This is a genomic window from Zobellia uliginosa, from assembly GCF_900156625.1.
GTDB classification, from domain to species: domain Bacteria; phylum Bacteroidota; class Bacteroidia; order Flavobacteriales; family Flavobacteriaceae; genus Zobellia; species Zobellia uliginosa.
Genome location: NZ_FTOB01000007.1, coordinates 1 through 21,611 on the forward strand (window position 1 = coordinate 1; position 21,611 = coordinate 21,611).

Annotated in this window: 18 protein-coding genes and 2 pseudogenes; 1 reads left to right on the forward strand and 19 read right to left on the reverse strand. The window is 40.4% G+C overall.

All coding sequences use genetic code 11. The annotated features are described in order from the left end of the window. Both BW980_RS22205 and BW980_RS18660 read right to left on the reverse strand, forming a co-directional pair. Positions 1 to 800: pseudogene (locus BW980_RS22205) on the reverse strand (IS3 family transposase); the annotation flags it as partial. A gap of 250 nt (positions 801 to 1,050) precedes the next feature. Then, entirely contained in the window at positions 1,051 to 2,058 is a 1,008-nt protein-coding gene (locus BW980_RS18660; protein WP_175609917.1) for a polymorphic toxin-type HINT domain-containing protein, read from the reverse strand. A 4-nt stretch (positions 2,059 to 2,062) separates the two neighbouring features. Between BW980_RS18660 and BW980_RS22640 the strand changes: the two genes are divergently transcribed. Continuing rightward, complete coding sequence (locus BW980_RS22640) at positions 2,063 to 2,290, forward strand: hypothetical protein (RefSeq protein ID WP_175609918.1); 228 nt, start codon at positions 2,063 to 2,065, stop codon at positions 2,288 to 2,290. Between the two features lie 192 nt (positions 2,291 to 2,482). Here the strand turns inward: BW980_RS22640 and BW980_RS18665 are convergent. The 17 genes and pseudogenes from BW980_RS18665 to BW980_RS18740 all read right to left on the reverse strand — a co-directional run bounded on the left by BW980_RS18665 (position 2,483) and on the right by BW980_RS18740 (position 21,606). Next, positions 2,483 to 2,989, reverse strand: a pseudogene (locus BW980_RS18665) (DUF6630 family protein). Between the two features lie 4 nt (positions 2,990 to 2,993). Next, entirely contained in the window at positions 2,994 to 3,740 is a 747-nt protein-coding gene (locus BW980_RS18670) for a PoNe immunity protein domain-containing protein (RefSeq protein WP_076456682.1), read from the reverse strand. A gap of 10 nt (positions 3,741 to 3,750) precedes the next feature. After that, positions 3,751 to 3,951, reverse strand: coding sequence for a hypothetical protein (locus BW980_RS22645; RefSeq protein ID WP_175609919.1), 201 nt, complete (start codon positions 3,949 to 3,951; stop codon positions 3,751 to 3,753). A 386-nt stretch (positions 3,952 to 4,337) separates the two neighbouring features. After that, the gene (locus BW980_RS18680) at positions 4,338 to 5,000 is read right to left on the reverse strand and encodes a hypothetical protein (RefSeq protein WP_076456683.1); all 663 of its coding nucleotides are present in this window, start codon (positions 4,998 to 5,000) and stop codon (positions 4,338 to 4,340) included. Between the two features lie 9 nt (positions 5,001 to 5,009). Next, positions 5,010 to 5,582, reverse strand: coding sequence for an RHS repeat-associated core domain-containing protein (locus BW980_RS22985; protein WP_076456684.1), 573 nt, complete (start codon positions 5,580 to 5,582; stop codon positions 5,010 to 5,012). Beyond that, the gene (locus BW980_RS22650; protein WP_076456685.1) at positions 5,555 to 5,809 is read right to left on the reverse strand and encodes a hypothetical protein; all 255 of its coding nucleotides are present in this window, start codon (positions 5,807 to 5,809) and stop codon (positions 5,555 to 5,557) included. The genes BW980_RS22985 and BW980_RS22650 overlap by 28 nt, the downstream gene beginning before the upstream one ends. A gap of 341 nt (positions 5,810 to 6,150) precedes the next feature. Beyond that, positions 6,151 to 6,891 carry a hypothetical protein gene (locus BW980_RS18695; protein ID WP_076456686.1) on the reverse strand — a complete coding sequence of 247 codons (741 nt, stop codon included), beginning with the start codon at positions 6,889 to 6,891 and terminating at the stop codon, positions 6,151 to 6,153. Continuing rightward, a complete protein-coding gene (locus tag BW980_RS18700) occupies positions 6,888 to 11,057 on the reverse strand; it encodes an RHS repeat-associated core domain-containing protein (protein WP_076456687.1) in 4,170 nt (1,389 codons plus the stop codon). The genes BW980_RS18695 and BW980_RS18700 overlap by 4 nt, the downstream gene beginning before the upstream one ends. Before the next feature lie 12 nt (positions 11,058 to 11,069). Beyond that, positions 11,070 to 12,407 (reverse strand): hypothetical protein, encoded by a 1,338-nt coding sequence (locus tag BW980_RS18705; protein ID WP_076456688.1) that lies wholly within the window; start codon positions 12,405 to 12,407, stop codon positions 11,070 to 11,072. A gap of 5 nt (positions 12,408 to 12,412) precedes the next feature. Continuing rightward, the gene (locus BW980_RS18710) at positions 12,413 to 14,194 is read right to left on the reverse strand and encodes a type VI secretion system Vgr family protein (protein WP_076456689.1); all 1,782 of its coding nucleotides are present in this window, start codon (positions 14,192 to 14,194) and stop codon (positions 12,413 to 12,415) included. 192 nt (positions 14,195 to 14,386) lie between these two features. Further along, positions 14,387 to 14,932: a hypothetical protein gene (locus tag BW980_RS18715; RefSeq protein ID WP_076456690.1), complete on the reverse strand. Its 546-nt coding sequence runs from the start codon at positions 14,930 to 14,932 to the stop codon at positions 14,387 to 14,389. Positions 14,933 to 14,991: 59 nt separating this feature from the next. After that, positions 14,992 to 15,408, reverse strand: a complete 417-nt coding sequence (locus BW980_RS22380) for a hypothetical protein (protein ID WP_139327734.1) — start codon at positions 15,406 to 15,408, stop codon at positions 14,992 to 14,994. Between the two features lie 323 nt (positions 15,409 to 15,731). Continuing rightward, a complete protein-coding gene (locus BW980_RS22655) occupies positions 15,732 to 15,875 on the reverse strand; it encodes a hypothetical protein (RefSeq protein ID WP_175609920.1) in 144 nt (47 codons plus the stop codon). Between the two features lie 86 nt (positions 15,876 to 15,961). Beyond that, entirely contained in the window at positions 15,962 to 16,711 is a 750-nt protein-coding gene (locus tag BW980_RS18725) for a hypothetical protein (RefSeq protein WP_245800109.1), read from the reverse strand. Between the two features lie 110 nt (positions 16,712 to 16,821). Continuing rightward, positions 16,822 to 20,037 carry a toxin VasX gene (locus BW980_RS18730; RefSeq protein ID WP_076456693.1) on the reverse strand — a complete coding sequence of 1,072 codons (3,216 nt, stop codon included), beginning with the start codon at positions 20,035 to 20,037 and terminating at the stop codon, positions 16,822 to 16,824. After that, positions 20,034 to 20,723 (reverse strand): DUF4280 domain-containing protein, encoded by a 690-nt coding sequence (locus BW980_RS18735; RefSeq protein WP_076456694.1) that lies wholly within the window; start codon positions 20,721 to 20,723, stop codon positions 20,034 to 20,036. Before BW980_RS18735 ends, BW980_RS18730 begins: the two co-directional genes overlap by 4 nt. Further along, complete coding sequence (locus BW980_RS18740; RefSeq protein ID WP_076456695.1) at positions 20,716 to 21,606, reverse strand: hypothetical protein; 891 nt, start codon at positions 21,604 to 21,606, stop codon at positions 20,716 to 20,718. Before BW980_RS18740 ends, BW980_RS18735 begins: the two co-directional genes overlap by 8 nt. Positions 21,607 to 21,611 lie beyond the last annotated feature (5 nt).

The following is a 21,611-nucleotide window of genomic DNA, read 5'->3' on the forward strand; positions in this document are numbered from 1 at the left end:
GTTGTCCATGCGGATCCTCTTTGGCTTTCCTTTTTTATTGATAAGGTGGTTCAGTACCCAGACAACGCGATTGCTGGTCAAGGAAAAGTCGACTTCTATATGAAGTGCTTCTCGATTAAAATCATCGATGACGTTGAACGACCTGAAGCGTCTTTTGTTTTCCAGGACATCGGTCACAAAGTCCATACTCCAAGTGTGGTTAAGTCCATCAGGTACCTCTAAGGGCTCTTTCACCCTTGCGGGCAAACGTTTCTTCACCTTTCTTCTCAATGGCAGCCCAAGGGCCTTATAGATACGATGGACCCGTTTATGGTTCCATGGCTTCCCTTCATTGCGCAAACGATCGTAAGCCTTCCAAAAACCTTCCTCCGAATGATCTTCGGCCTTTTGCCGCAAGGCATCCTCTATTTCGGTGTCGTCCTTTGGAAAAGGTTTATAATAATAGACGCTCTTGCTCATATTTAGGACACGGCACGCCCTGCTGATACCGTAATGAACAAGTTCTTTGGCGATAATGCGCTTACGACAAGGCTTCAGAGCTTTTTTTCGATGATCTCCTTCGCCATTTGATGGTCCAAAGCTAAGTTGGCGTACATCTGCTTGAGCTTGCGGTTCTCTTCTTCCAGTTCCTTTATGCGCCTGAGCTCCTTGCCGCTCATTCCGGCGTACTTCGAACGCCACTTGTAGAAAGCGGCCGAGCTCACACCGTGTTCACGGGTTATATCCGCAACGGTCTTGCCATTATCGAACTCCTTTAAAATCTTCGCGATCTGCGTGGGTGAAAATCTACTCTTCCTCATAATACTGTTTAAAATTAAGATTATTATTCTACTTTTAAACAGTTCGGTTTTAAGGGAAGCTTACATAAATACCTTTGTAGACCTCGATTAAATAGCATCCGCTGAAAAATTTACAATTATGTTCAGGTTCATGCTTTAAAATTCTAGAATCTACATCAAGAAGCAATCTGGCAAAGATATATTTGCTATTAACTTTGACATAAAATATATCGCCCTCGACTAATTTTTTTTTTGCCATTTAATTATTGTTTTAACAAGGATTATGCAAATCCTTGAATTTATTATACTTCGTTTCTCCTATAGGATTCGCCTTATTTTTTAGGGGATTACCATTTGCTTTAGATTCTTCTATTAAATGTTTTTCCCAAACATGGGCTTCGTAAGGAGTTAATGGGCCTTTCTTTGGAATCTCAACTTTTTCCACTTTAAACTTTTCTGGGTTGCCCCATTCTTTTTTATAATTTCCTTTCGTACTTCCCTCGGCAATATGCTGGTCAAACCTAGTTCCAATTCCTTGCTGAGTTTGTCCTACATAGACAGTATTTCCGTTAACATCAGTTACTTTGTAAAACTCGATATTATTTTTAGTCGTACTCTGAAAAAGAGATGGTTTGTTTTGATTATGAACCAATACTCCAAATTGGCCTACAAAATAATTGTGATAGTCCTCAATTTCCAAATTATACGTTGGCAAATCAACTTCTTGACTTTTTGTGATAGTATTTATTTTTTCGATTGATCCTGAGGAATTTTGAACCGACATGCCCACGGCAAGTTCTTTAGTAGGAATCCATTTTTTTAAATCCTTCACCCAAAAAAGGTGTTTTGAGGTGGCGTTTATAGAAGATTTACTTTCGGTTTTAATCTCGAAATAACAATCGGTCCAGTTGTTATAGGTTCTAACTACACTTTTTTCTTCGAGTTTACCTTCTTTTAAATTAAATGATAAGACCTTGTCACCTGTTTTTATTTTTTCTATTTCAATATTTCCATTTGGTGTTTTGACCAAAGTTCCTGCTAGAAAACATGGCTTGGTCTTGCCTAATTGATCGTAAGGTACATCATCGGCAATCTTAGCAACATCGTCGCCAGCTTCAATGACATCATCAACTACTTCAACAGCATCATCCACAGCCCTTCCGGCACGCCAGGCCCTAAACCCTTTTTCAATAACCTTTCCTGCTCCCAAAAATAAGAAACCTAGGGCAACTTCTTTAAATAAAGCTTCTTCATCTCCGTCTTGGGAGTAATCGTACAATGCTTTGACGGTTAATAAACAACCGGCGACCTCCAAAGCGGCCACCGTTACAGCTATACCCGTAGCCAATGCTCCTGAAGCTGCTGCTACGGCCCCAATGGCGGCAATGGCCGCACCTCCGGTAACCACGATCAAGGCGACCGCGGCGACGACCAATACCGCCTTGCCCAAGGTTTCCCAAAAACTGGATTCCTCCTCCGCACAGGCGGCCGTGGCATCTTCCAGCGAGTAGAAGATTTCTATTTTGCCGCCAACACCGCAGGGCAATAGCGAGTCTTCCAACAGGGGGTTGAAGAGGCCTACGAAGATGCTATCTTCAAAACCGTCCCGCATGGTCGGGGCGGGTACGCAGGGGTGTTCCGTCGTACAGGACTGCAATTAAAACTATCGCCTTGGTGGCGGTACATGGCCAAAATTAGAGGGGTTAAGTTTTTATCGTGCCATAGCCCGCTTTCACGGCTAATTGTCTTGCGGTGTTCAAATCGGCTAGGGGAATAGTCGTTAAGGGATAACTGTCGCTATCTATATCGATTCAGACCAATTGAATACCGTGTTTGTTTATGTAACGGTTCAACACGGGAAGAAACTCTTCGATATCATCGCCCGTTAAGGGTTCAAGAGAGGTTAGGGTGGTTTTGATTTCGGTTGATTCGCTGTGGTTTTCGGTCAGGCGTTGGCATACCGCAATGAGTTCTTCGGGGTCCTCTTTCCAGTCCAGTTCTACCAATAGATTGCGACGGGCAAGGCCGTCGACCAGTGCCAGCCAGGGAAGTTCGGGGATAGGTCTGTCAATACCACGTTCTTGCAGCGTACCGTCAAATTGGTTCAGGTAGTCCAATGGTTGGTTCTCGGCCAGCTGTATCTCCACCGCCAATGAGGTGTCTTTGGTGATTAATTCCATTAAGTCAAACAAGGCCTTGATTTTTTCCATAGGGTCAGTCTTTCCAATGTACCATGTCGTAAGGGTAGTATTGCTGATTTTTTAGACTGCTATCGTCAAGTGCGAGTATTTTTGCTATGGCACCTGCCTCCCAGCTCCAATAGCCTGTATGTATATTGAATTTACTCTTATGGGTTTCAACTTCTATCAGTTCCTTATACCAAGTTTTTTCTAGGTAGTCTTTAAGCAGTTTCAAAGCCTGTTCTTTATCTTTTTCGGAACAATCAATGATTTTCTTTAAATCCCCGTACGGCTTTTCTAGGATAAAGGATCCTGATAATTTTCGGTCGGGAATACGGTTTTTGATTAAAAAATCCATTAAATAGTCACTCTCCCCATTTAGGTTTAAATAATGTTCGGCAATGTTTACCATTTTTTCAAATTCTTGATCGTTGATTTCAAACATAACCCCCATGCAAAGCAGCACGTTTAGATTGGCATAACTAACAAGAATGTTGTTTTCATTTGCAAAGGTCAAAATAGTAACAAATTCTTCCTCTATTTTTGATAAACTTTCACCAAGAGAGTATTGTGCTTTTAAGATTTCACACTTATAATCTATAATAGTTTTATAAGTGGATCTAAGAATCTCAGTATTTGGTTTTGGAAATGATTGAATACCTTTCTTTTCATCTTCTTTTAATTTTTTTATTTTGACATCTCTTTTATGAATAAACCTTTGATTATTGCTTATTATCTCTTGGTATCCATCTTTTGTATTTAATTTATCTCTTAATTTCATTTTAAAATTATTATGGCCATTTACCTATTACATTACCTGCACTGTCCAATTGTTTTATGGTTACGTTACCTGCCTCGTCGACTCTGCTTAATATTTTTTCAACTTCGCCATTTTCAATAGCATCCATGATTTCATCCGCTTTATCGGCATCTACTTGGTCGAGTATTCTGTTATTCCCAGTTTTTTCTCCTACTAGCCACCCGTCACTCATTTGTTTCCCATCTTTAGTTTTTCCTAAACCGGCAGTGTTGAACTTGGCCTCATCGATTACAAATTTAGGTGGTGGTGTGGCATTTTCATAGATACCATCAATGCCTTTGTTAATGGTTTCGTTTAACCCTGTTGGCGGGTCTGTCCCTCACTTACGCTCTTATTTTACGACTGCCGTCACAGTTACTTCCTATTGAAAACCTGAAAACATGAATTGTAAAACGAAAGTTTTGATTGGCTAGGTTTCTCGCATTACCATCCTCTGCTCATTGTTTAAAAATACAAAAGCTACCTAAATGTTTAGATAGCTCTTAGTATTGTTTCTTACGCTGTACGGCACTCGTAAAATACGAGCGCTAGCGGGGGCGAGAGTGAAGTAACATTTAATCAAGTATTTTGTATGAAAAATAATCCAGCCTCACTTCCAGATTGTAATTTTTTAATATTTCTATCTACATAGAAATAACCTATACCCGTTTGAAAAATATTAAGATTATTTTCAATATCCTCTTCTAATAGTTGCAAATAAAAAGAATATTTACGGGATGGTGTAATTATATCTTGCTCAAAATAAGGAATACTTTGTTGTTTCGAAATATCCATCCCCATACCATTCTCTTCAAAGAATACATGTTCTTTCTCTAAATACTCGTTATCATCAGGCAAAATTTCAAAATACTTTCTATCTAATGTAATCTCAGATAATGATAATTCGATATAGCTATCATTAAGGTCGTAAATTAAAGCTTTGCTATAACCTTCTGATAATTTTGCTAAATCTATTGTTCGATTAACAGTATATTTTGATGATATTGAGTCTTTAACACCTCCTAGAGCATGTCTTTGTATTGATATAAAAACAGATATTCTTTTATTTTGAGCCATACTTCCATTTCTGAAAAAATTTGGGAAAATAGTAAATAAATGTGTTTGAAAGGTATTGTCATCGGGGCTCTTTGGCCATAAATCTTTATTCATATTAGTTATTCCCCCTCCGACATAACCTATCGTATTATTGGATTTTTCTTTCGTAAAAATTAATTTTGACATAATATAAAATTAATAACAGCCCTTAGATTTTGCGAATTTTTCTACTTGCTTTCTCATATTTCTTAATTGTTGTTGTGTAATTACGCCTGTATCAACTAGTACTTCTTGCATTGCTTGATACATCACTCTTATATTACCTTTAGCTCGTTTAAAGTATTGATTTCTGCTCATTCCCAACGATGCCTTTATTCTAGCTTCTGCATCATGTACCGCTTTATGTAAAGGTTTATTCAAAGCCATAGCTGGATTACCTTTAGCTCCCGACCGTGTAGTAATATCTGTTAAAGGACTGTCTTTTAAAAATGCATTACGTAACATTTCGTGAGCATCTAAACCATCTTTTTTATGGGCATCTGACATGTACCCTGCCACTTCTCCAATACCTAATAAACCTAAAGGGGCAATCCAGCAATTGCTGTCTTTGATGTAGGCATAAAAGTTAGGTTCTCCCGACTCTAATCCAATTGGGTCTTGGCTTATATAAGTTCCCAAATCAGGCGAATAATACCTAAACCTATTATAATACAACCCAGTTTCAGCATCCTTATACTGCCCTAGGTATTGAAACGGACAATCTTCCAAAGAACCTGTAACAAGTTTACGTACTTTACCGTAAATATCATATTCAACCGCCCAAGTTCTTGCGCCTTGTGAATGCCACGCGCCAGCTGGCTAGTTCGCGAAAAATGTCTACAGGACATTTTCTTAACGCTCCTCCCTATTTCAACGGGGGTGCCCAGGTAATCCGTAATAATAGAAAATTGTTCGCCGTCAACTATTTTGGCAACGGGTTTTTCCCTGCGCGCCATCTCGCCCCTCACTAAAATAGCCCACAGGGCTATTTCTTAACGTTCGGTCGCATCAAATACCCAGGTAATTAAATTCTCAACGGGTTCTTCTTTATCCTTTGTAAGCATACCCCATTCATCTACCATCCATTCCGGGCGGTCATTTAAAGGGTACTTCCATTCATGAAGCGGTACGTTGCCGTCCCAAACAAAGCGGGCAATCTTGCTTTGCCAAAAAATACAAGAGCTATCTAAATGTTTAGATAGCTCTTAGTTTGTTGTTTCTTACTCCGTACGGCACTCGTTGCAAACGAGCGCTAGTGGGGGGGGGTAGTCCTAATTTTTAGGATAAAATCTATTTTTTACTTCCAAAATTTATCTAATTGAGAGTATTCCCCAAACCAAAACTTAAATGCTTCTTTATTAATTCCATCCTTACCTAACCAAAAATCGACTGGATATTTCCAATCGGAACTATGTGTTTTTGTAGGAGCTATGGCTAAATTTAGGTAATTATTTAAAAGCCCTTTATGTTCTTGTGTTTCTAAAATACTACAATAGCCTAGCGTTTCTAATAAAGCTTGTCTTTGCTCTGCATCTGACTTGAACCCTTTTATCTTACCGATTTTTGATTGAATCGTTTTTTTAACAGTATCTTTTTCATTTGCTTCTAATAGTATAGTAAGAATTTCTGAAAAAATTCTGAAATCGGATTCAGTCGGTTGAGTAACCTCTAATTTATTAGTTTCCAATAGATAATAATAATAAATTAATAAACTATGGCTTATTAAACCGCCTACTTCTAAGAAGCATTCTTCAATTAAATCCGTGTCATATTCGATATTATTAAAATTAGAACATACCTCACAAGGCGTTATTCCATCTAAAGTTTGTCCTTCTCTAAGTTTAAAGGAGTGTTTTGGAAAAGTTTGCATAATAGCAAATACAGGTAGACCACTTCTAAAATTTAATTTATTTGTGCTGAAACTAGATAGAAATAACGAAGTATATTTTTTTTTATCGCTCTCTTTATACTTGAAAAATATCTCATTGATAAGTTCATCATGAGTTAGATATTTTTTTGTTTCTAAATTCTTTATCATTTACAACTTCCTTTAAATTTTAATTCATCTAAAGTTGGTAGCTCGCTGACTTTTTTCCCTTTTAATATTTTATCAGCATCACTTAATCGTTGCCTTCCAATACGAGTTTTTTGTTTGGTATCGGACATACCATTAATTTTATTACCTCTTGCCTTATCGCTTCCCCTACCTAATAAATCATTTTCTGCAACTCCTCTTTGTTCCACTCCTCTTACAGCATCTTTAGGTGTACCTACTTTTGTCTTTCTTTGCATTGTATCTCCTTCTCCAAACCTTGCTCCATCAGTCCCTGTTGTATTAGAATGTCTTCTTGCCACATCCTCCATTGAGGCATTATCAGATGCTCTACCGTGATAATAAGAATTTCCATTTGAATCTACTAAAACATAATTCCAATCTAAACCAAAAGGGTCAATAATTGAATTGGTATCAGAAACGTAGGCGTATAAGTTATATTCTCTACTATTTAGTCCGATTGGATCTTTTGAAATATAAGTACCGGTATCAACAGTGTAATACCTAAACCTATTATAATACAACCCAGTTTCAACATCCTCAAACTGCCCTTGGTAACGGAACGGACAATCATCAACATCACCTTCAACAAGTTTACGAACTTTTCCGTAAATATCATATTCTACCGCCCAAGTTCTTGCACCCTGAGCGTTGTACATTTCTACGGGGGTACCCAAGTAATCCGTGATGATACTAAAGTGTTCACCATCTACAATCTTGGCCGCAGGTTTAAAAGTGCCTTCATCAAATACCCAGGTAATTAAATTCTCAACGGGTTCTTCTTTATCTTTTGTAAGCATGCCCCATTCATCGACCATCCATTCTGGGCGGTTTTTTAAAGGGTACTCCCATTCATGTAATGGTACGTTGCCGTCCCAAACAAAGCGCGTTATGCTGCTTCTGGACTTGGCCCGTGCCGGTATTACATTTTTAGCCGTACGCCTTCCTAGGGCGTCGTATTCAAATTCTACTCTTTCTCCATTGGTTTTGGTTACCGCTTGTAGCATACCATTGTCGAACCAATCGTATACTTCGGTTCCGCTAGGTGTCCGTTTCTCGGTCAGGTTACCTTCATCGTCATATTTAAAAGTTGTACGGCCATCTTGCAATAATTGTCCACCTGCACCATATTTACGGTCGCTTTTGCCTTGGCTTCTATAAAGGTTGCCCACTTCATCGGGCAACTTATAATCCATATCATTGTTCTCGTACTTAGCAGAGGCCAAATTACCGAACTGGTCATGGGTGTAAGAGACTTGTCCTTTGGTCAATTGGTCCACCATTATCTTAAGCCGGTCGTTCACGCTCCAGTTGTAGGTTCTGTGGCGCATTTCACTACGGCCGCGGGTAACTTTTTGGCGTACGGGACGCCCGGCCCCGTCATATTCCATCTCGGCCCTTACGCCGCCCGGAAGTAGGCGTTCTATTTCCATGCCTACACTGTTGTAGGCGAAGTTGGCGGACCAGGTTCCGGCCTTTTTGTGTGAGGCGGAACCATTCGCTTTGCTCTCCTCAACCTTGGAGTCGGAGACTTGGGCGTTCATTGTTTCAATTTGGCCCATTTTGTTTCGCAATAGGTCTATTTTTGCGCCTAGACTACTTGTAATTTGTATTCGGTTGCCTAATTTGTCATAGGTACTTTCAACAAGGTGCCCGTCTTGGTTTTCAGCAACAACTCTTCCGGCATTGTCGCGGATGAGTTGTACGGTACTATTTTGGTTAACGGCTTCAATAAGATTGCCGTTACGGTCGTAACTATAGGTCTCCCATGTACCATCGCTGTGTTCGGCACGGGTAATTCTGCCATTGTTGTCGTATTCATATTCGGTAAACTTGCCTCCTGGGCGGTTGACTCGGTAAACTTTACCGGCACGATCGCGTTGGTACATGCGGGTAAGGCCGTCAAAGCCTATTTCGGTAATGATCTGTCCATTGGGATTGCGTTTGAAACGGTATCGCTCTCCGTGCTCGTTATCTATATAACATAGTTGCTCTTCGGTATCATAATCAAAGAATACTTTTCGCCCGCGTTCTTCGCGCATTTTAAGGCTTCCCATTGGGGTGTATTCGAACTTTACTTTTCCGTTTTTTTGATGTAGTTCTACAACTTCATCGTAGGCGTTGTATTTTAGTTGGATCGCATTGTTGTCGGGTTCTACCACTTGACGTACACGGTCGAGGTCGTCATAGATAAAGTTCTGTTCGTGTCCGGCCGCATTTTTTGTTTGGTGGCATCGTCCCCAAGCGTCGTATTTCCAAGTGGCTACTGCTTTGTTGGGCAGTACCATTTTAGAAAGGTTAAAATCTTTATCGTAGGCGAGGGAAGAAATATTTCCGGCATTATCGCGTACTTCGTTTATCAATCCTTTTTCATTGTATCCGAAGGAAGTTACCCCGCCATCCATGTCAATTACGGCATGTAGGCGATCTTCTTTAAAAGTACGGATTACGGAGCCTCCGACAGGGTATTTGGTCAAGACCAGCCTATCTTTTTCGTCATAAACGAATGTGGTTGTCGAACCGTCTGGCTGATGGAGGCCTACTAAGTTGCCCCTTTCGTCATAGCTATACCCTGTGGCATTGCCTTCTTCGTCGATATCACGATAGGGTTCCATGTACTCGGTATATTCATGGAAGATATGCCCACCCATGGCATCGGTGACTTGGGTACATAGATTCAATTCATTAAAATAATAGATACTTTGTTCCCCGAGGGAATTGGTGATGATGTTGTATCCTTTGTGATATTCCAAAGTTCCTGAAAGAATATTGCCGTCACCTCGGGTCGCGATACATTTGGCCCCTGTTTGGTTTCCGTCGTATTCCCAATAAAAGGACTGTCCGTTTCGGTCGGTCTTTTTCAGCATCAGGTGATTTTCGTATTCCATCAGGGTGGGCTGGTCGAGGGCATCGCTGATTCGAATCAGATCGCCATCATTATTATATCCGTAAGAAACCAGTTTTCTGGTTTCTCCCCGATGTTCCGCCGTAATTTCGGTAACCCTATGTTTTGAGTCTAAGCGTAACGCAATGTTTCTGCCCACACTGTCAACGATATGGGTAAGGGCATTGGCCGAATTGTATTTCATTTGCACGGTAAACCCATCAGGATTGCGAATCTCCGTCGGTTTAAAAAGGGTAGGGGTACGTTTGCTGTAGGTATAGGTTAACTGCTCTTCGTGGTCTTCTACTTCGTAGGTGTATTTATCAATATAGGTAAGTGTTAATTTTTCGGATCGGTCATAATATTGTTCGCCGGGTATGTTCAATATCGGCATGGCGGCAAGTCTGCCGTCGGTGAGCCTTAGCCCCATATTCCCGTCTTGGGTATTGATGTGCATTCCCAGGTCATAATTACAGGAAAATCCATACCCCATGAGTCCTTCGTACTCTGAATCGGAGTACCAGTTCCGTTCCCATCTAATAGGTATGGGGCCGGAAAGAACAAAATCTTCACCTTCATAGACCATTCGGCCCGTAACCAGGTCAATGGGTTCAAAACCAAACTTACAAAGGCTCTTTTTCAAGCCCTTTGTCGCCTTGTTCATAGGCAACATATGGTTCAATTTTTTCAGACCGTTTTTCAGTCCGCGTTTGAATTTCCCCCCAGCTTTCTTCATAAGGCCTCCCATGCCATACGACATGATCAGCCCTGTTATAACGCCTGCCCAATCAGGGGCATAGGGGCCTCCCACAAAAACGGGTTGGCCCATAGGCAAAGGGATCGACATTGAGCTGGGAAGGTAAAAACTGGGAATTGGGCGTAATTTTTTACCAGGTGCCAAGGTCAAGGGGATTCCGATATCGTTACAGGTCATGACCATATACCCTGCGGGAGACATAAAATTATCTTCGGCATGTACCGTTGTGCTTCCGAAGAAGTTAACGGAGTCATGGCCGATCATGGGCGCCATCAAGAAGGGGCCTCCCATAGGAATGTGAAATAAGGTGGCCAAAACTCCAGAAGTTTGACTGTTGCCTTTTGGTACGTTGTTGATATTGACCGTTGATCCCATAAAAGGGATGTAATCCATAACATCCATCACCATACCGATATAGGGATGGGGAAGGGGTACGGGTACACCGAACAGGATTACGATATGAATATCGATTCCTAATACGGGGGTAAAATGTTTATTGGCCAATAACATATCGTCTCTTTTTTAGGATATAGAAATACTATTTTTCATGTTTTGGGCTTGACGCTCCATTTTTTGCTTCCAATCTTTTCCCTCTAAATCCACCATAAAACTATCAATGGTCCTTAGTGTCGTTCCTTGTGTGCTATTGTAATAATCCCAGGCAATTTGACCTATGCCGCTGGATTTCAGTTGCTCTTCGGGAAGCGTTCGGCCGTAATCGAAGGCTCTTTTCAATAGCTCTTTATAACGGGGCGGATTCTTTTTCTTGATCAAGGTATAGGCATTGATGTAAATGGCCAAAGCCTGCTGCCCTAGACCGAACGATATGGCCAGTTCGGCTTGCTCGCAGAAAAGTTCGGTCGCTTTTTCTATTTCATTTTGATGATGGGCACTTGAAGCCATATAAGCGTACAGTTGCAAAATGATAGCATTTGCCGTATCGTCACCGCTAGCTTTGCCCTGCTTTGCAATGGCGAGGCCACGTCGCAATAATTTGTCGACCGTATCATATTCCTTGAACTGGAACAGCATACCGGCGTAAACGCCGTGAGCGGTAGCAAAGGCGGTTTTGTTTCCAGTTTTTTGCGTTACTTCTAGACCCTTTTCGCCCCAAAGATGAAGCCGCTTACGATTGTTCTTGGCAGTACTGTTGCCCATTTCTATCATACACTCCCTAAACTGTACTTCCGGATCGTTGGGGTCGCCTGACATGGCTATCTTTTTCATGGCGCCGTCAAGGTCAAGGTCAATCCAAAGCGACTTGCACGTAGCTTTATGTTTTATTTGAACCGATTCAAAATAGTTTTTAGGATGATGGTCGAAAACCATCAAACGGGTTTTTGGGGGCATTCCGAGCCCAAGCATGGTTTCCATCCAATTTTTGTAATCTTCGGTGGCTTGCACCGTGTATGGAAATAGGGCCATAACCAAATGTTGTTCGGGGTTTGGGAGGGCTTTTTGGAAACTCGCTAAAAATTCGATGAGGAGGCTGTCGAAATCACCCTCTTTATTTTTGAGTTTTTGCTTAAAATAATCAGGGTCCCAGTCGAACTGAAGAAAATTGCCTTCTATTTGTTCCTTCAGGCGTTCATCGTTCTTGAAACTTTCCAGCCAATCCGATATAAGGTTTTTGCTGTGTACCTTGCTATCTACAAAAGGGGTAAGTAACACCACGGGAATATCTGGGATGATACCGTGAGGGGATGATTCTAACTTTAAGAAGCCTTCATACAATCGCGCTTGTTCCGGTTTTATCAACCAACGAACCCAATTGACCTCGTCATGGGGGCTAACGTCTTGCAGCCACTTCTGTTGAATTTGGGTCACTAAAAGTGCGACCGGATTGTGCTCGTTGTTCATCTAGATTAACCACAGTTTAAGTTCAAGAGCCCTCCTTTTATATTGGTCATTGTAGTACCATCGGCATTTAGAATGCCGTTGCTCTTAAGTTTTAATTCTGTTGCCCCCTCTACTTGTGTGCTTGGTGCGGTTACTTCAACTTTGGCCCCACTGTTTACCGTGACCTTGGCGCTGCCATCGCTATAAATTTCCTTTGAAGTAAGGTTTACGTTGTTGGTTCCGTCAAGGTTAACTACCTCCGAAGCGATAAGATTGATTTCTTTGGAATTCAGTGTTAATGCGTTTGGAGCGGAAATGGTAATGCCGCCCTCACCGTCCATAACAATGGAATTACCGCTAGGGTCTTGTATCGCAATGCTCCCATCGCTGTCGTTCATAATAATTTCGTTACCGCTTCGGGTTTTGATCGCTTTGATATTGTTATCGGGATCGGAATAAGCACTTTTGGCCTTAGCGTTAAAACCAGAACTTAACACAAAGGGTTTCTCGGGGTTGTCGGCCTCGAAGCCGACCAAGATTTCTTCGCCTTTTTCAGGAATGAAATAAAAGCCCTTTTCGCTACCGGAGTAGGGGGTGGCCATCTTGATCCAGGGGGTACTGGTGCCCATGGCCCTTTGCCAAGGAAACTGTGCCTTGATACGTCCGAGTCCTTCCGGATCGGCATTGTCGAGCACCCAGCCTCTTTGCGCGCCCGATCGGGGTGCGGCAAAACTGTTGGAGTAGGGCAGGTGTTCGGTGCCTTCGGGTACGCCCTCGAACTCGTTGCGGTAGTGTCCGCTATGGTCGAAGCGGTGTACGACTTTGGTGATGTCATAGGAACCGTAGGGATCCTTTTTGGTCTGGTCGGAAAAATTGAGCCCTTCCAAGGTGAGGGTATCGCCAACGGTAAGGTTTACGAGCTCCGAGGTGCCCGAGGCCAATATCATACTGGCGGCTTTCCCCAAGGTGTTCACCTTTGTGGCGGTATCTACACCGCTTTGCGCACTGTACTCGTGCTGGCCAATACTCCAATCATAAGCACTTTTTTTTGCGAAAACGTTTTCCGATTCCCCCTTTATCCGGTCTTGGTAAGGATGGGATGAATTGGGGAAGAAAGCCGCGGAGTCGGCTTCTAACGGGGTGTCGTTGACCCAATCCCAAGCCTTAAGCCCGAAGGACTGCTCCCTGAGCACGGTGGAAAGGTTAAAGCCCAGTACATCCTGTCCGTAAACGCCCTGCACCTGTTTGTCCCCGGTCCTGCCCACGCAGAAATCGGTACCGTTATGGTAGATCCAGACTCCGTAGCGGCTGCAGAGTCGCTGAAGGAAGGCCAGGTCGCTCTCGTTATATTGTACGGTATAGGGCAGGCTTACGTCGGTGCCCTTGCCGATGGAAAGTTTTACATGTTCGGTGGAGTGCCCGTTCACGGTATCCTTGGCCACCTGTGATAGGGGCGTACCCTCTTCGTAGCTCAGGCATTGGACGGAATTGGCCAGGAGGGCCGCCGGCCCATGGCCCGATAGTACGATGGTACCTGCGGCATCGATGCCTTTTTGAAGGTCAACCGAGGTGACCACGCCCTTGAATTCCATTTGGTTTTCGTTGATGCCAATGGTGATCTTCTTGCCTACATAGGCCAGGGCATTGTCCATCAAGGCGCCCGAGTAGCCTTCGGTGGCATTGGAAGGGAAGGCGATACGGAAGGAGCTGTGCCCTCCAATGGACTGTTCTACGGTAACGCTATAGCCCGATTTGGGCAAGAATTCCTCTCCTCCTACAAGGAGTTTACTGTTTACTATTTTGGACATATGTCAGTATTTTCGGGATTAAAGTAATAATTACCCTAAGTATGCGCAAACAAAAGAAGGTGTTTTCGTCAAGATGTCAGGGAGTTGTAAATTTTTTAATTGGGATAAGCGATGTCAGTTTATCGATTGCTACCAAGGATATCGGGCAAAACGGACATACCTTCAGAGACAGATGCTTCAATTTGCGATTACTTATATTTTGTAATCATTGGTGGGGACCAAAGTGATCGATTTATCGTTCAAAAACCTGAAATCTAAAAGGAACTGAAAATCGGAACGGGTATCATCCATATCATTGAACTCTTGGATATATGCGCGTAATTTTTTTTGCATATACAATTTCATCCTTAAGGTGGTTTGGTCTATGGGGAAATTCATAGAGAATTTATATTCTTGGTCTTGGTATATGATGGGTACGTAAACAGTAGATTTAAATCGGGTGAAATCTTTCTGTTTATGGAAGGTGTTTCTAAACTTGAAATCACTGGTGCCCCCTGTTCCTCTGTAGAAATTAGGGGAGTTGGGGTCCAATTCCGTGTCATAGACATCTACGGGCACACTTTGGGTATAACTGGTACCATCAACGACTATGGTATCCGTATCGATATCGACGTATTTCAGTGTTTGCAAATAGGTCTCGATTTTCTGTGCGTTCCTATTTTGTTTAAACTTAGGGAAGAGTTTGCCGGATATGGTCAACAAAACAAGGATTACAATATAAAATATCAGTTCTTCCATTCTATTTTAGTCAAAGTTCAAAAAGAGCCCTGAATTTTTGAAATTTCCCATAGAACTATCTACCATCCTCCAATCTTTAGCCGTTCTTTCTGTTGTTCCTTGGTAGCTTCGGGAGTAGGGATATTGCTTGGATATAAAGGCCTAGGGAACCCTTCCGCCTTTCGGCGTTCATAATCAATTTGCCTAAATTTATCAAAGGCGTCCCCGGGCGGAAGCGGTCTATTCTTGTCCATATACCAAGTAATCATAGCCAAGTCTTCGTAACAATTGGTTCCGCCGAGGGAAAAAACATCAAAAGACCTTATTTTATTTGGGCGTACCGCCTGTAAAATAAAAGCCCCGGTACCGTCTTCGTTACCTGTTGTATAATTGAATTCTACATCATCGAAGGTCATTGTTATGTTTTTTTGCCAAAAAGACCCCGTAAAGGTTATAAGACCATCCATTCTATTGAGAATATGTTCTTTTTTTGGCATGGTTATAAAATATATAATGAAAAAAATTAATGCCAAAATCAGAATAATGAAAACACTAGTTTCTATGTAATTCCATTCAATCTGTCCAAAACTGAACATTGATAATGCTAGTATAATTATTGAGCTTCCAATAAAAGGTATAGCATTCGCACCCGTTTTCCTTACAATATATTTTTCATTGAGAATTAGGAAATTTGTTCTATGGGAGGATGTCCATTCTTTTTTTATGGCTCTAGGATCGGTGTTTATTGCTTTTGGTAATCCTTTATAGTATTTTTTGCCGTTGTCCTTATAACCTTTATGGGTAACCTTCCTCTTAAAATCTACCATGTTTCCGGGTTTTGAAGTTTATCTAGGGCGCATAGATGATCAGCGGGCATAATGTTCTTCAAAATTTTTTCATCGTCCGCACTACTGATTTTTGATAGAAAATTGGTTTTTCTGTTCGATATGATGAAAGTTTCCATAGAGGTGCTTTAAAAGCTTTCTTTAGGAGGATCTTGGCAATTGTTGTTCAACCACAGTTTTGAAAAGGTTTGTGTCTATGGTTTTATTATTGCGGTACCACGGGTTTCCATTCGCCATGGCGTTCTACATTTTCCGCGGATTGCCATATGCGGTGTACTTGGTTTCCTTTTTCATCGGTTTCGATGATGTCTTTCCAATGTTTGTCCCGTTCTTTTTGCCATTTGTGTTTATACTCACGGGTAGGTATAAAGCTTCTGAAAACAGGAGGGGGGAAGCCTTCTTCCTTTCTGCGTTTATAATCCGCTTTACGGTACTCATCAAAAGCGTTGCCAGGTGGCAATGGTCTGTTTTTGTCCATATACCATATTAAAAAGGAAAGTTCCTCAAAATAACTACCCCCTAAATTTGTCATAAATCCAAATTGTTTTTTAGTAGGTCTTATGATAATCAACCTTCCCGGTCCCGGTGAACCACTGGCCCCGGAAGTATAACCTATTCGTAATTTTTCTACGGCCATGGTAAAAGGCTTGCCGTAGGCAAAAGCTGGAAAAGAGACCAGACCATCTCTACGATTTAAAATCAATTCCTTATCTGGAACTGTGAAATAATAAACAACAGAAGAAAAGAGTATTAAAGTATTAATGATCAAAAAATAGATGCCTGAAACCTTTTCTTCAAACTCAATAAAAAAAGAGCCGAAAAGCATGAATGTACTAAAAATCCCAAAAATCAAGGGGCCAATAAATTTTGGTTCTTCCCTTACTAAAACTTCATGATTTGCTACTCTATATTTTTTTTTTGAGTCTTTACCAACCGACTCTAAAGTCTTTGACATTGGGGGTTCATGAATTTCAAAAGGTAGATACCCGGCCCAAAAAGCATTTTTTTTTCTTTTTTTTATGTAGGAAGTGTGGGTAACTTTTTTATTAAAGTAGTCTTTTACTTTTACCATGTATCATGATTTAAAAGTTCGTTTAAAGGTAAATTTTTAAGATTTTCTTCTTGGTCCGAATTCTCTAGCATTATTTCCGTATTGGTCAACTTTATTCTCGCGCCCATATAGCGTTCCTTATTAGCTCTTGGGTACGGGAATTTGATATTATTTTCTTTATCCACGTATAATTGCGCAGCATAAACTACCTCGGTATCCTCATTAATTAGATGACGATATTTTGTAGGAATATTAAAACTTACCGAGACTCCAGCCGTAATACCATTTTCTATGATGTTGTTTTTATAATGGGTATTGGTGATTTCATGGCATGTTTTACTCTTTAGTCCGTTAGGAAATAGGAAAATACGGTGCTCGTACTGGTCCTTGTCGTTGAATAATTCATAAAAACGAAGAGTTACCTTAAATTCATATATAGTCACTTTATAAGTATTGATTCCACTCCCAGGAGTACCCGAATATACTGGTCTGTTTTTAATACGCTGTATATCCTCACCTGGTCTAAACATAATGGAGTGGCATACTATGGCATCGGATAATGTAGCTAGTGCATCTTTTGGATGCATTATCGTTTTCTTGTCTTCTCGATTATCGACCAATTCTTCTTTATTGTCGAACAAACGGCGGTTGAATGCCATTGGAGTTTCTTGGTCTATAGCTTTACGGGGTAGTCTATGGGCATCGCTTAACAAGAAATTTTTAAAGAAGTATTCTAAGGGAGTGTCCCTTAACCATTCAGATAATAAGACCAATCCTACGCCAATACCCAAAACTATCCAAACAATAGGACCCGATACAGCAGCAAAAGCGAAATAGGCACCATAACCGAACGCAACGCCAGCACCCATCAGGGCCAAGCCAGAATCATTATCCCGTTTATTTAGGAGAACTATTCCTTCATAAAAACATATTCCGGCCGATACGGCACCGCCTATGGTACCTGCAACCCTTATTGTATTTGATAACATTTTTGATTCTACTCCTGAAGCTTTTAATTGTAATTCTTTTAAGGTCAATACAGCTTCCGTTAATTCAGTCGAAACACCTCCTAAATTTATTAAAGATTTAGCATTAGGGGCTTCTATAAAACTTTCTAATGCCCCTTTCATATTCAAAACCTGCAAAAATGCAATAGTGCCATTGAAAGCCCTACTGTTCAATACTACGGCCGCTTTTTTGTTTAAATTATTTTTTTTGATTTCTGGTTTAGATAGTTTGTCCCCAGATTTTTCATAAGGGATTTCAAAAACATGTTTCCCATTTACTTTACCTATATATACGAGACCATTATATTTTTTTAGGATTTTTGTAATCTTTTTCTTTTTACCGGTATACTTGTTCTTGGCAACTTCTTCCCAATCAATACTCGCATGTTTGGTAAATAACTCTGGGTTAAGGTACATTTGGTTGCCTTTCATTTTAACCAATTTCTTACCTAACTTAAATTTCTTATTTATTTTTTTCTTTACAAATGTATGTTTGTCCTTTATAGTTTTGTAGGTTTTACCTTTTACGTTTCTTGTGTTAAAAACTTCATCGGAATGTACCTGTAACTTCGCTTTTAACACTCCTGAAATACCTAAACTATATTTTAAGGGATCATCTTCGATAGGTTTTTCTAAATCTATGGGTTTCGTTAATAACGCATACAAGACATCGTTACCTGCATAATTAGGGGCTTTACTATTAACCGATTCTTCATTGGTCAATGTAATGGTATATTGTTGCTCATCATCCAACAATTTGTACACCCACTCTTGTAGAGCATCTTCACTTTTGTAATCTTTTTTCAGGAGTAAATGTTTGTCCCAATTATAAGGATTGGGATAAAACGACATAATGGTATCAAAGATAGTGGCACATCCTTGCAATGTTCTCTCTGGGTGGTTGTGTAAATAATATTCAAAATGTTCCTTACAGGATTTACAACCTATATAAGTTGCATAATCATTACGGTAACCTTGTACTATTTCCCTAAATTTTTGGCGGTCTTCATAGCCTAAAACAGCTTCTACTTTAGCAAGGTCTAAGCCACCAGTCCAGCCTTTTATATCTTGACCTGGTTTTTTGAAATTTCTTCTTGCAGCTACTCTAGGATTAACTTTTAAATTACTTTCTTTTTTCTTAGACCATCCTATAACACCACCATCATATTTTTTTTTAGAATCTTTATTTGCATAGACTATTTGGTAGGAGGTTAAGGCCAAAGAAAATAAGGATCCATAATCCTCATGTGGTTCTGGAGGCGTATCATTACCACTTTTTAATCGTTGTAGCGCCATTTCTAAAGTTTCTCCGCTCTGTATGGCATCTATTAAGGCCCTGAACTCCAAAGTTTTTGATGCAAGCGAATTCGAAATATAAAAGAGGTTGTTTATCGGGTCTTCTAAAGTGATGATCATATTAGGTTTGATAAATTCCTTATCAGGCCTTTTTTTCAGTTGAACTTCTTTGTCCGAAATTTCTTTGCATACTATTGCATCTAACTTATTGGTTAGGCTAGTGGCTTTTGATTGGTCCTCTTCTTTAAAATAAGCTAGCGTATTTTCAGCAGACATATATTCCCCTGAAAGATTATCTCCCTCCTTAAAACCAGTGCAAACAACTTTTTTCATGTAGATTTTTCGATCACCAACACTGTTTTTTAATCTGTTATAAAAATCTAATGACCATTGAATAGGGGAGTAACCAACCCAAAGCACGGAATTGTATTCTGCCTCATGATAATCTCTTCCTGATATTTTGCCATCGACTTCTCTAAAATCTTTTTTCTCTTTCCATGAAATAGAACTTAAGCTGCCAGATTCACTAATTTTATATTCAATAGGAGTATCAGGATTGGCTTCATCTAAAATATATAAGTAACCAGCTTTAATACCCGTACGGACAGCAAAAAAGTTGTCTAAATGCGGTTCCGTTATTATTACCTCGTCAAGTTCTTGTGTAGCTCCTTTTTCATTGGTATATAATTCTCCATTTTTACCTTCAATTACGGGCTCCGTATCTTGCGGTTGGGCTTTTACCTTTATTAGTTTGTCGTTATCATATTCAAATACTCCAAACCTTAAAAAGTGTAATTTAATAATCGGTTCATCTTCAGGGGTCAATTGAAGTTTTTGGGAACTAAAATCAAACGTCCTACCACCACCTTCTACTTCTAAGGTAAGTACACGTTTTCTACTTTCTTTTTTTGTTTGGGTATTGCTCATGGAGTATCGGTTTTTTCTTTATTCCATTCTTCTGAAGTTTCCAATGGTTTTAACTCTGCGGAGCCATCTGCTTTTACCGTACCACTAAATTTTATGACGTTTTGCTCTCCGTCGATTGCTAATTCATCCTTTTCTTTTACGGATACATTTACTGTTTCTCCAGGATCCATGTTTTCTGTTTGTACAAAAATAGAAGCTTTCTCCCCATAGGCTATACTGTCTACCTTTTCGCTCCCGTTTTCATCCATCCAATAACTATCTACAACTTTAGGAGCTTTGTCATTGCTCAGCATGGCCCCGGGTATGGTCATGGCAATATTCTTGAATTCTTCCATGACACTACCGGCCGTATTGATCTGCATAGGTTGTAGAACGGTTACTTTGCCACCGGTGGCACACATACATTCAGAATCTTCGAACAAGAATTTTTTGGCCTTTCCCAATGTAGCTTTTTCCGTGGTTTTCGTCCATTTCTGCAAGGCGGGGACACAAGGTAAATAACCGCCACTGGTAGGTTTCAGTTTGCACTGGCCAAAGGTCTGTGGCACTTGCACATCCATATCCGTGGCCTTGAACTTCCCTTGGATCTTTACCTTTTGGTTTTCGGTGACCATCAGCTTGGCTGGGGTAAAGCCTTGGTCGCATTGCAATAATGCGCCGTCCAATACGTATATTTTGCTACTCATCTTTTTCTAGATTAAAGTTAATGGTAGTTGATTTTGTATAGATGTCCTTAATGCAGAAAGAATACGTTAAATGCCCTTCGGTTATTAGGCCTATTCTGGGTTTGACCTTGTAAAGGCCATCGTAGTCGAATTCCAAGGAATGCTTGCTGCCTTTCGTGCCAAGAAGGCTTCCGAGAAACACGTTCATTTTCTCCAATGGGAATAATTTGTCTTTGGTGTCCAGTTCCGCCGAAGTGGAAATCGTTATGTTTTGGAATAGAACATCTTCTTCGTCAATGGTCTTTTTCTCTATTACCGGAACATCAAGATTATGAATACCGTTCATAAGTACCTTTTTATGTTCCAAGGACTTTTCTGTATTGAATTCCTGATAGAAAAAATTGGAGAAGAAGAAATTATAGAAAACATCGTTTCTGTATATTTTTTGAATGTTCTCGGTTTGCATCTGCCAATCAAAATCACCGATAACAGTGTGTAGATCTGTAAAGGAATCTTGCAATATGCCCTTAAGCTTACGCCATTTTTTTTGGACTTCCTCTACATTGATGATACCGATGAACTTATAGTTTTTGCTGACCTCAAGAATTAGTTCATCATTGATCTTGGCAACGTTTAGCGCTAATTTTTGGGCCTTGGAAGGTTTGAATATAGGCCTGTTTTTGTCATCCAAAAAGAATCTGCGTTGGATACTACTTTTATATCTTAAGTTACCTTCTTCGGTAGTTCCAAGATATTGAAGTGTAAAAAATAGAACAACACACGAATGTTCGACCTTTTTGCCCTTGGCCACCACATTTTTGATTTCTGCCGTATAGGTACGAACAACGGGTTCGCCGTTAAGCTCAAGTAAATATTCTATATTTTTTTGACCGGTTTGTATCATACGAA

Excerpts from the sequence above, each read along its gene's own strand:
- BW980_RS18670 (WP_076456682.1), bottom strand. The coding sequence starts at position 3,740 with ATGAAATTAAGAGATAAATTAAATACAAAAGATGGATACCAAGAGATA.
- BW980_RS22645 (WP_175609919.1), bottom strand. The coding sequence starts at position 3,951 with ATGAGTGACGGGTGGCTAGTAGGAGAAAAAACTGGGAATAACAGAATA.
- BW980_RS18680 (WP_076456683.1), bottom strand. The coding sequence starts at position 5,000 with ATGTCAAAATTAATTTTTACGAAAGAAAAATCCAATAATACGATAGGT.
- BW980_RS22650 (WP_076456685.1), bottom strand. The coding sequence starts at position 5,809 with ATGGCGCGCAGGGAAAAACCCGTTGCCAAAATAGTTGACGGCGAACAA.
- BW980_RS18695 (WP_076456686.1), bottom strand. The coding sequence starts at position 6,891 with ATGATAAAGAATTTAGAAACAAAAAAATATCTAACTCATGATGAACTT.
- BW980_RS18700 (WP_076456687.1), bottom strand. The coding sequence starts at position 11,057 with ATGTTATTGGCCAATAAACATTTTACCCCCGTATTAGGAATCGATATT.
- BW980_RS18705 (WP_076456688.1), bottom strand. The coding sequence starts at position 12,407 with ATGAACAACGAGCACAATCCGGTCGCACTTTTAGTGACCCAAATTCAA.
- BW980_RS18710 (WP_076456689.1), bottom strand. The coding sequence starts at position 14,194 with ATGTCCAAAATAGTAAACAGTAAACTCCTTGTAGGAGGAGAGGAATTC.
- BW980_RS18715 (WP_076456690.1), bottom strand. The coding sequence starts at position 14,932 with ATGGAAGAACTGATATTTTATATTGTAATCCTTGTTTTGTTGACCATA.
- BW980_RS22380 (WP_139327734.1), bottom strand. The coding sequence starts at position 15,408 with ATGCCAAAAAAAGAACATATTCTCAATAGAATGGATGGTCTTATAACC.
- BW980_RS22655 (WP_175609920.1), bottom strand. The coding sequence starts at position 15,875 with ATGGAAACTTTCATCATATCGAACAGAAAAACCAATTTTCTATCAAAA.
- BW980_RS18725 (WP_245800109.1), bottom strand. The coding sequence starts at position 16,711 with ATGTCAAAGACTTTAGAGTCGGTTGGTAAAGACTCAAAAAAAAAATAT.
- BW980_RS18730 (WP_076456693.1), bottom strand. The coding sequence starts at position 20,037 with ATGAGCAATACCCAAACAAAAAAAGAAAGTAGAAAACGTGTACTTACC.
- BW980_RS18735 (WP_076456694.1), bottom strand. The coding sequence starts at position 20,723 with ATGAGTAGCAAAATATACGTATTGGACGGCGCATTATTGCAATGCGAC.
- BW980_RS18740 (WP_076456695.1), bottom strand. The coding sequence starts at position 21,606 with ATGATACAAACCGGTCAAAAAAATATAGAATATTTACTTGAGCTTAAC.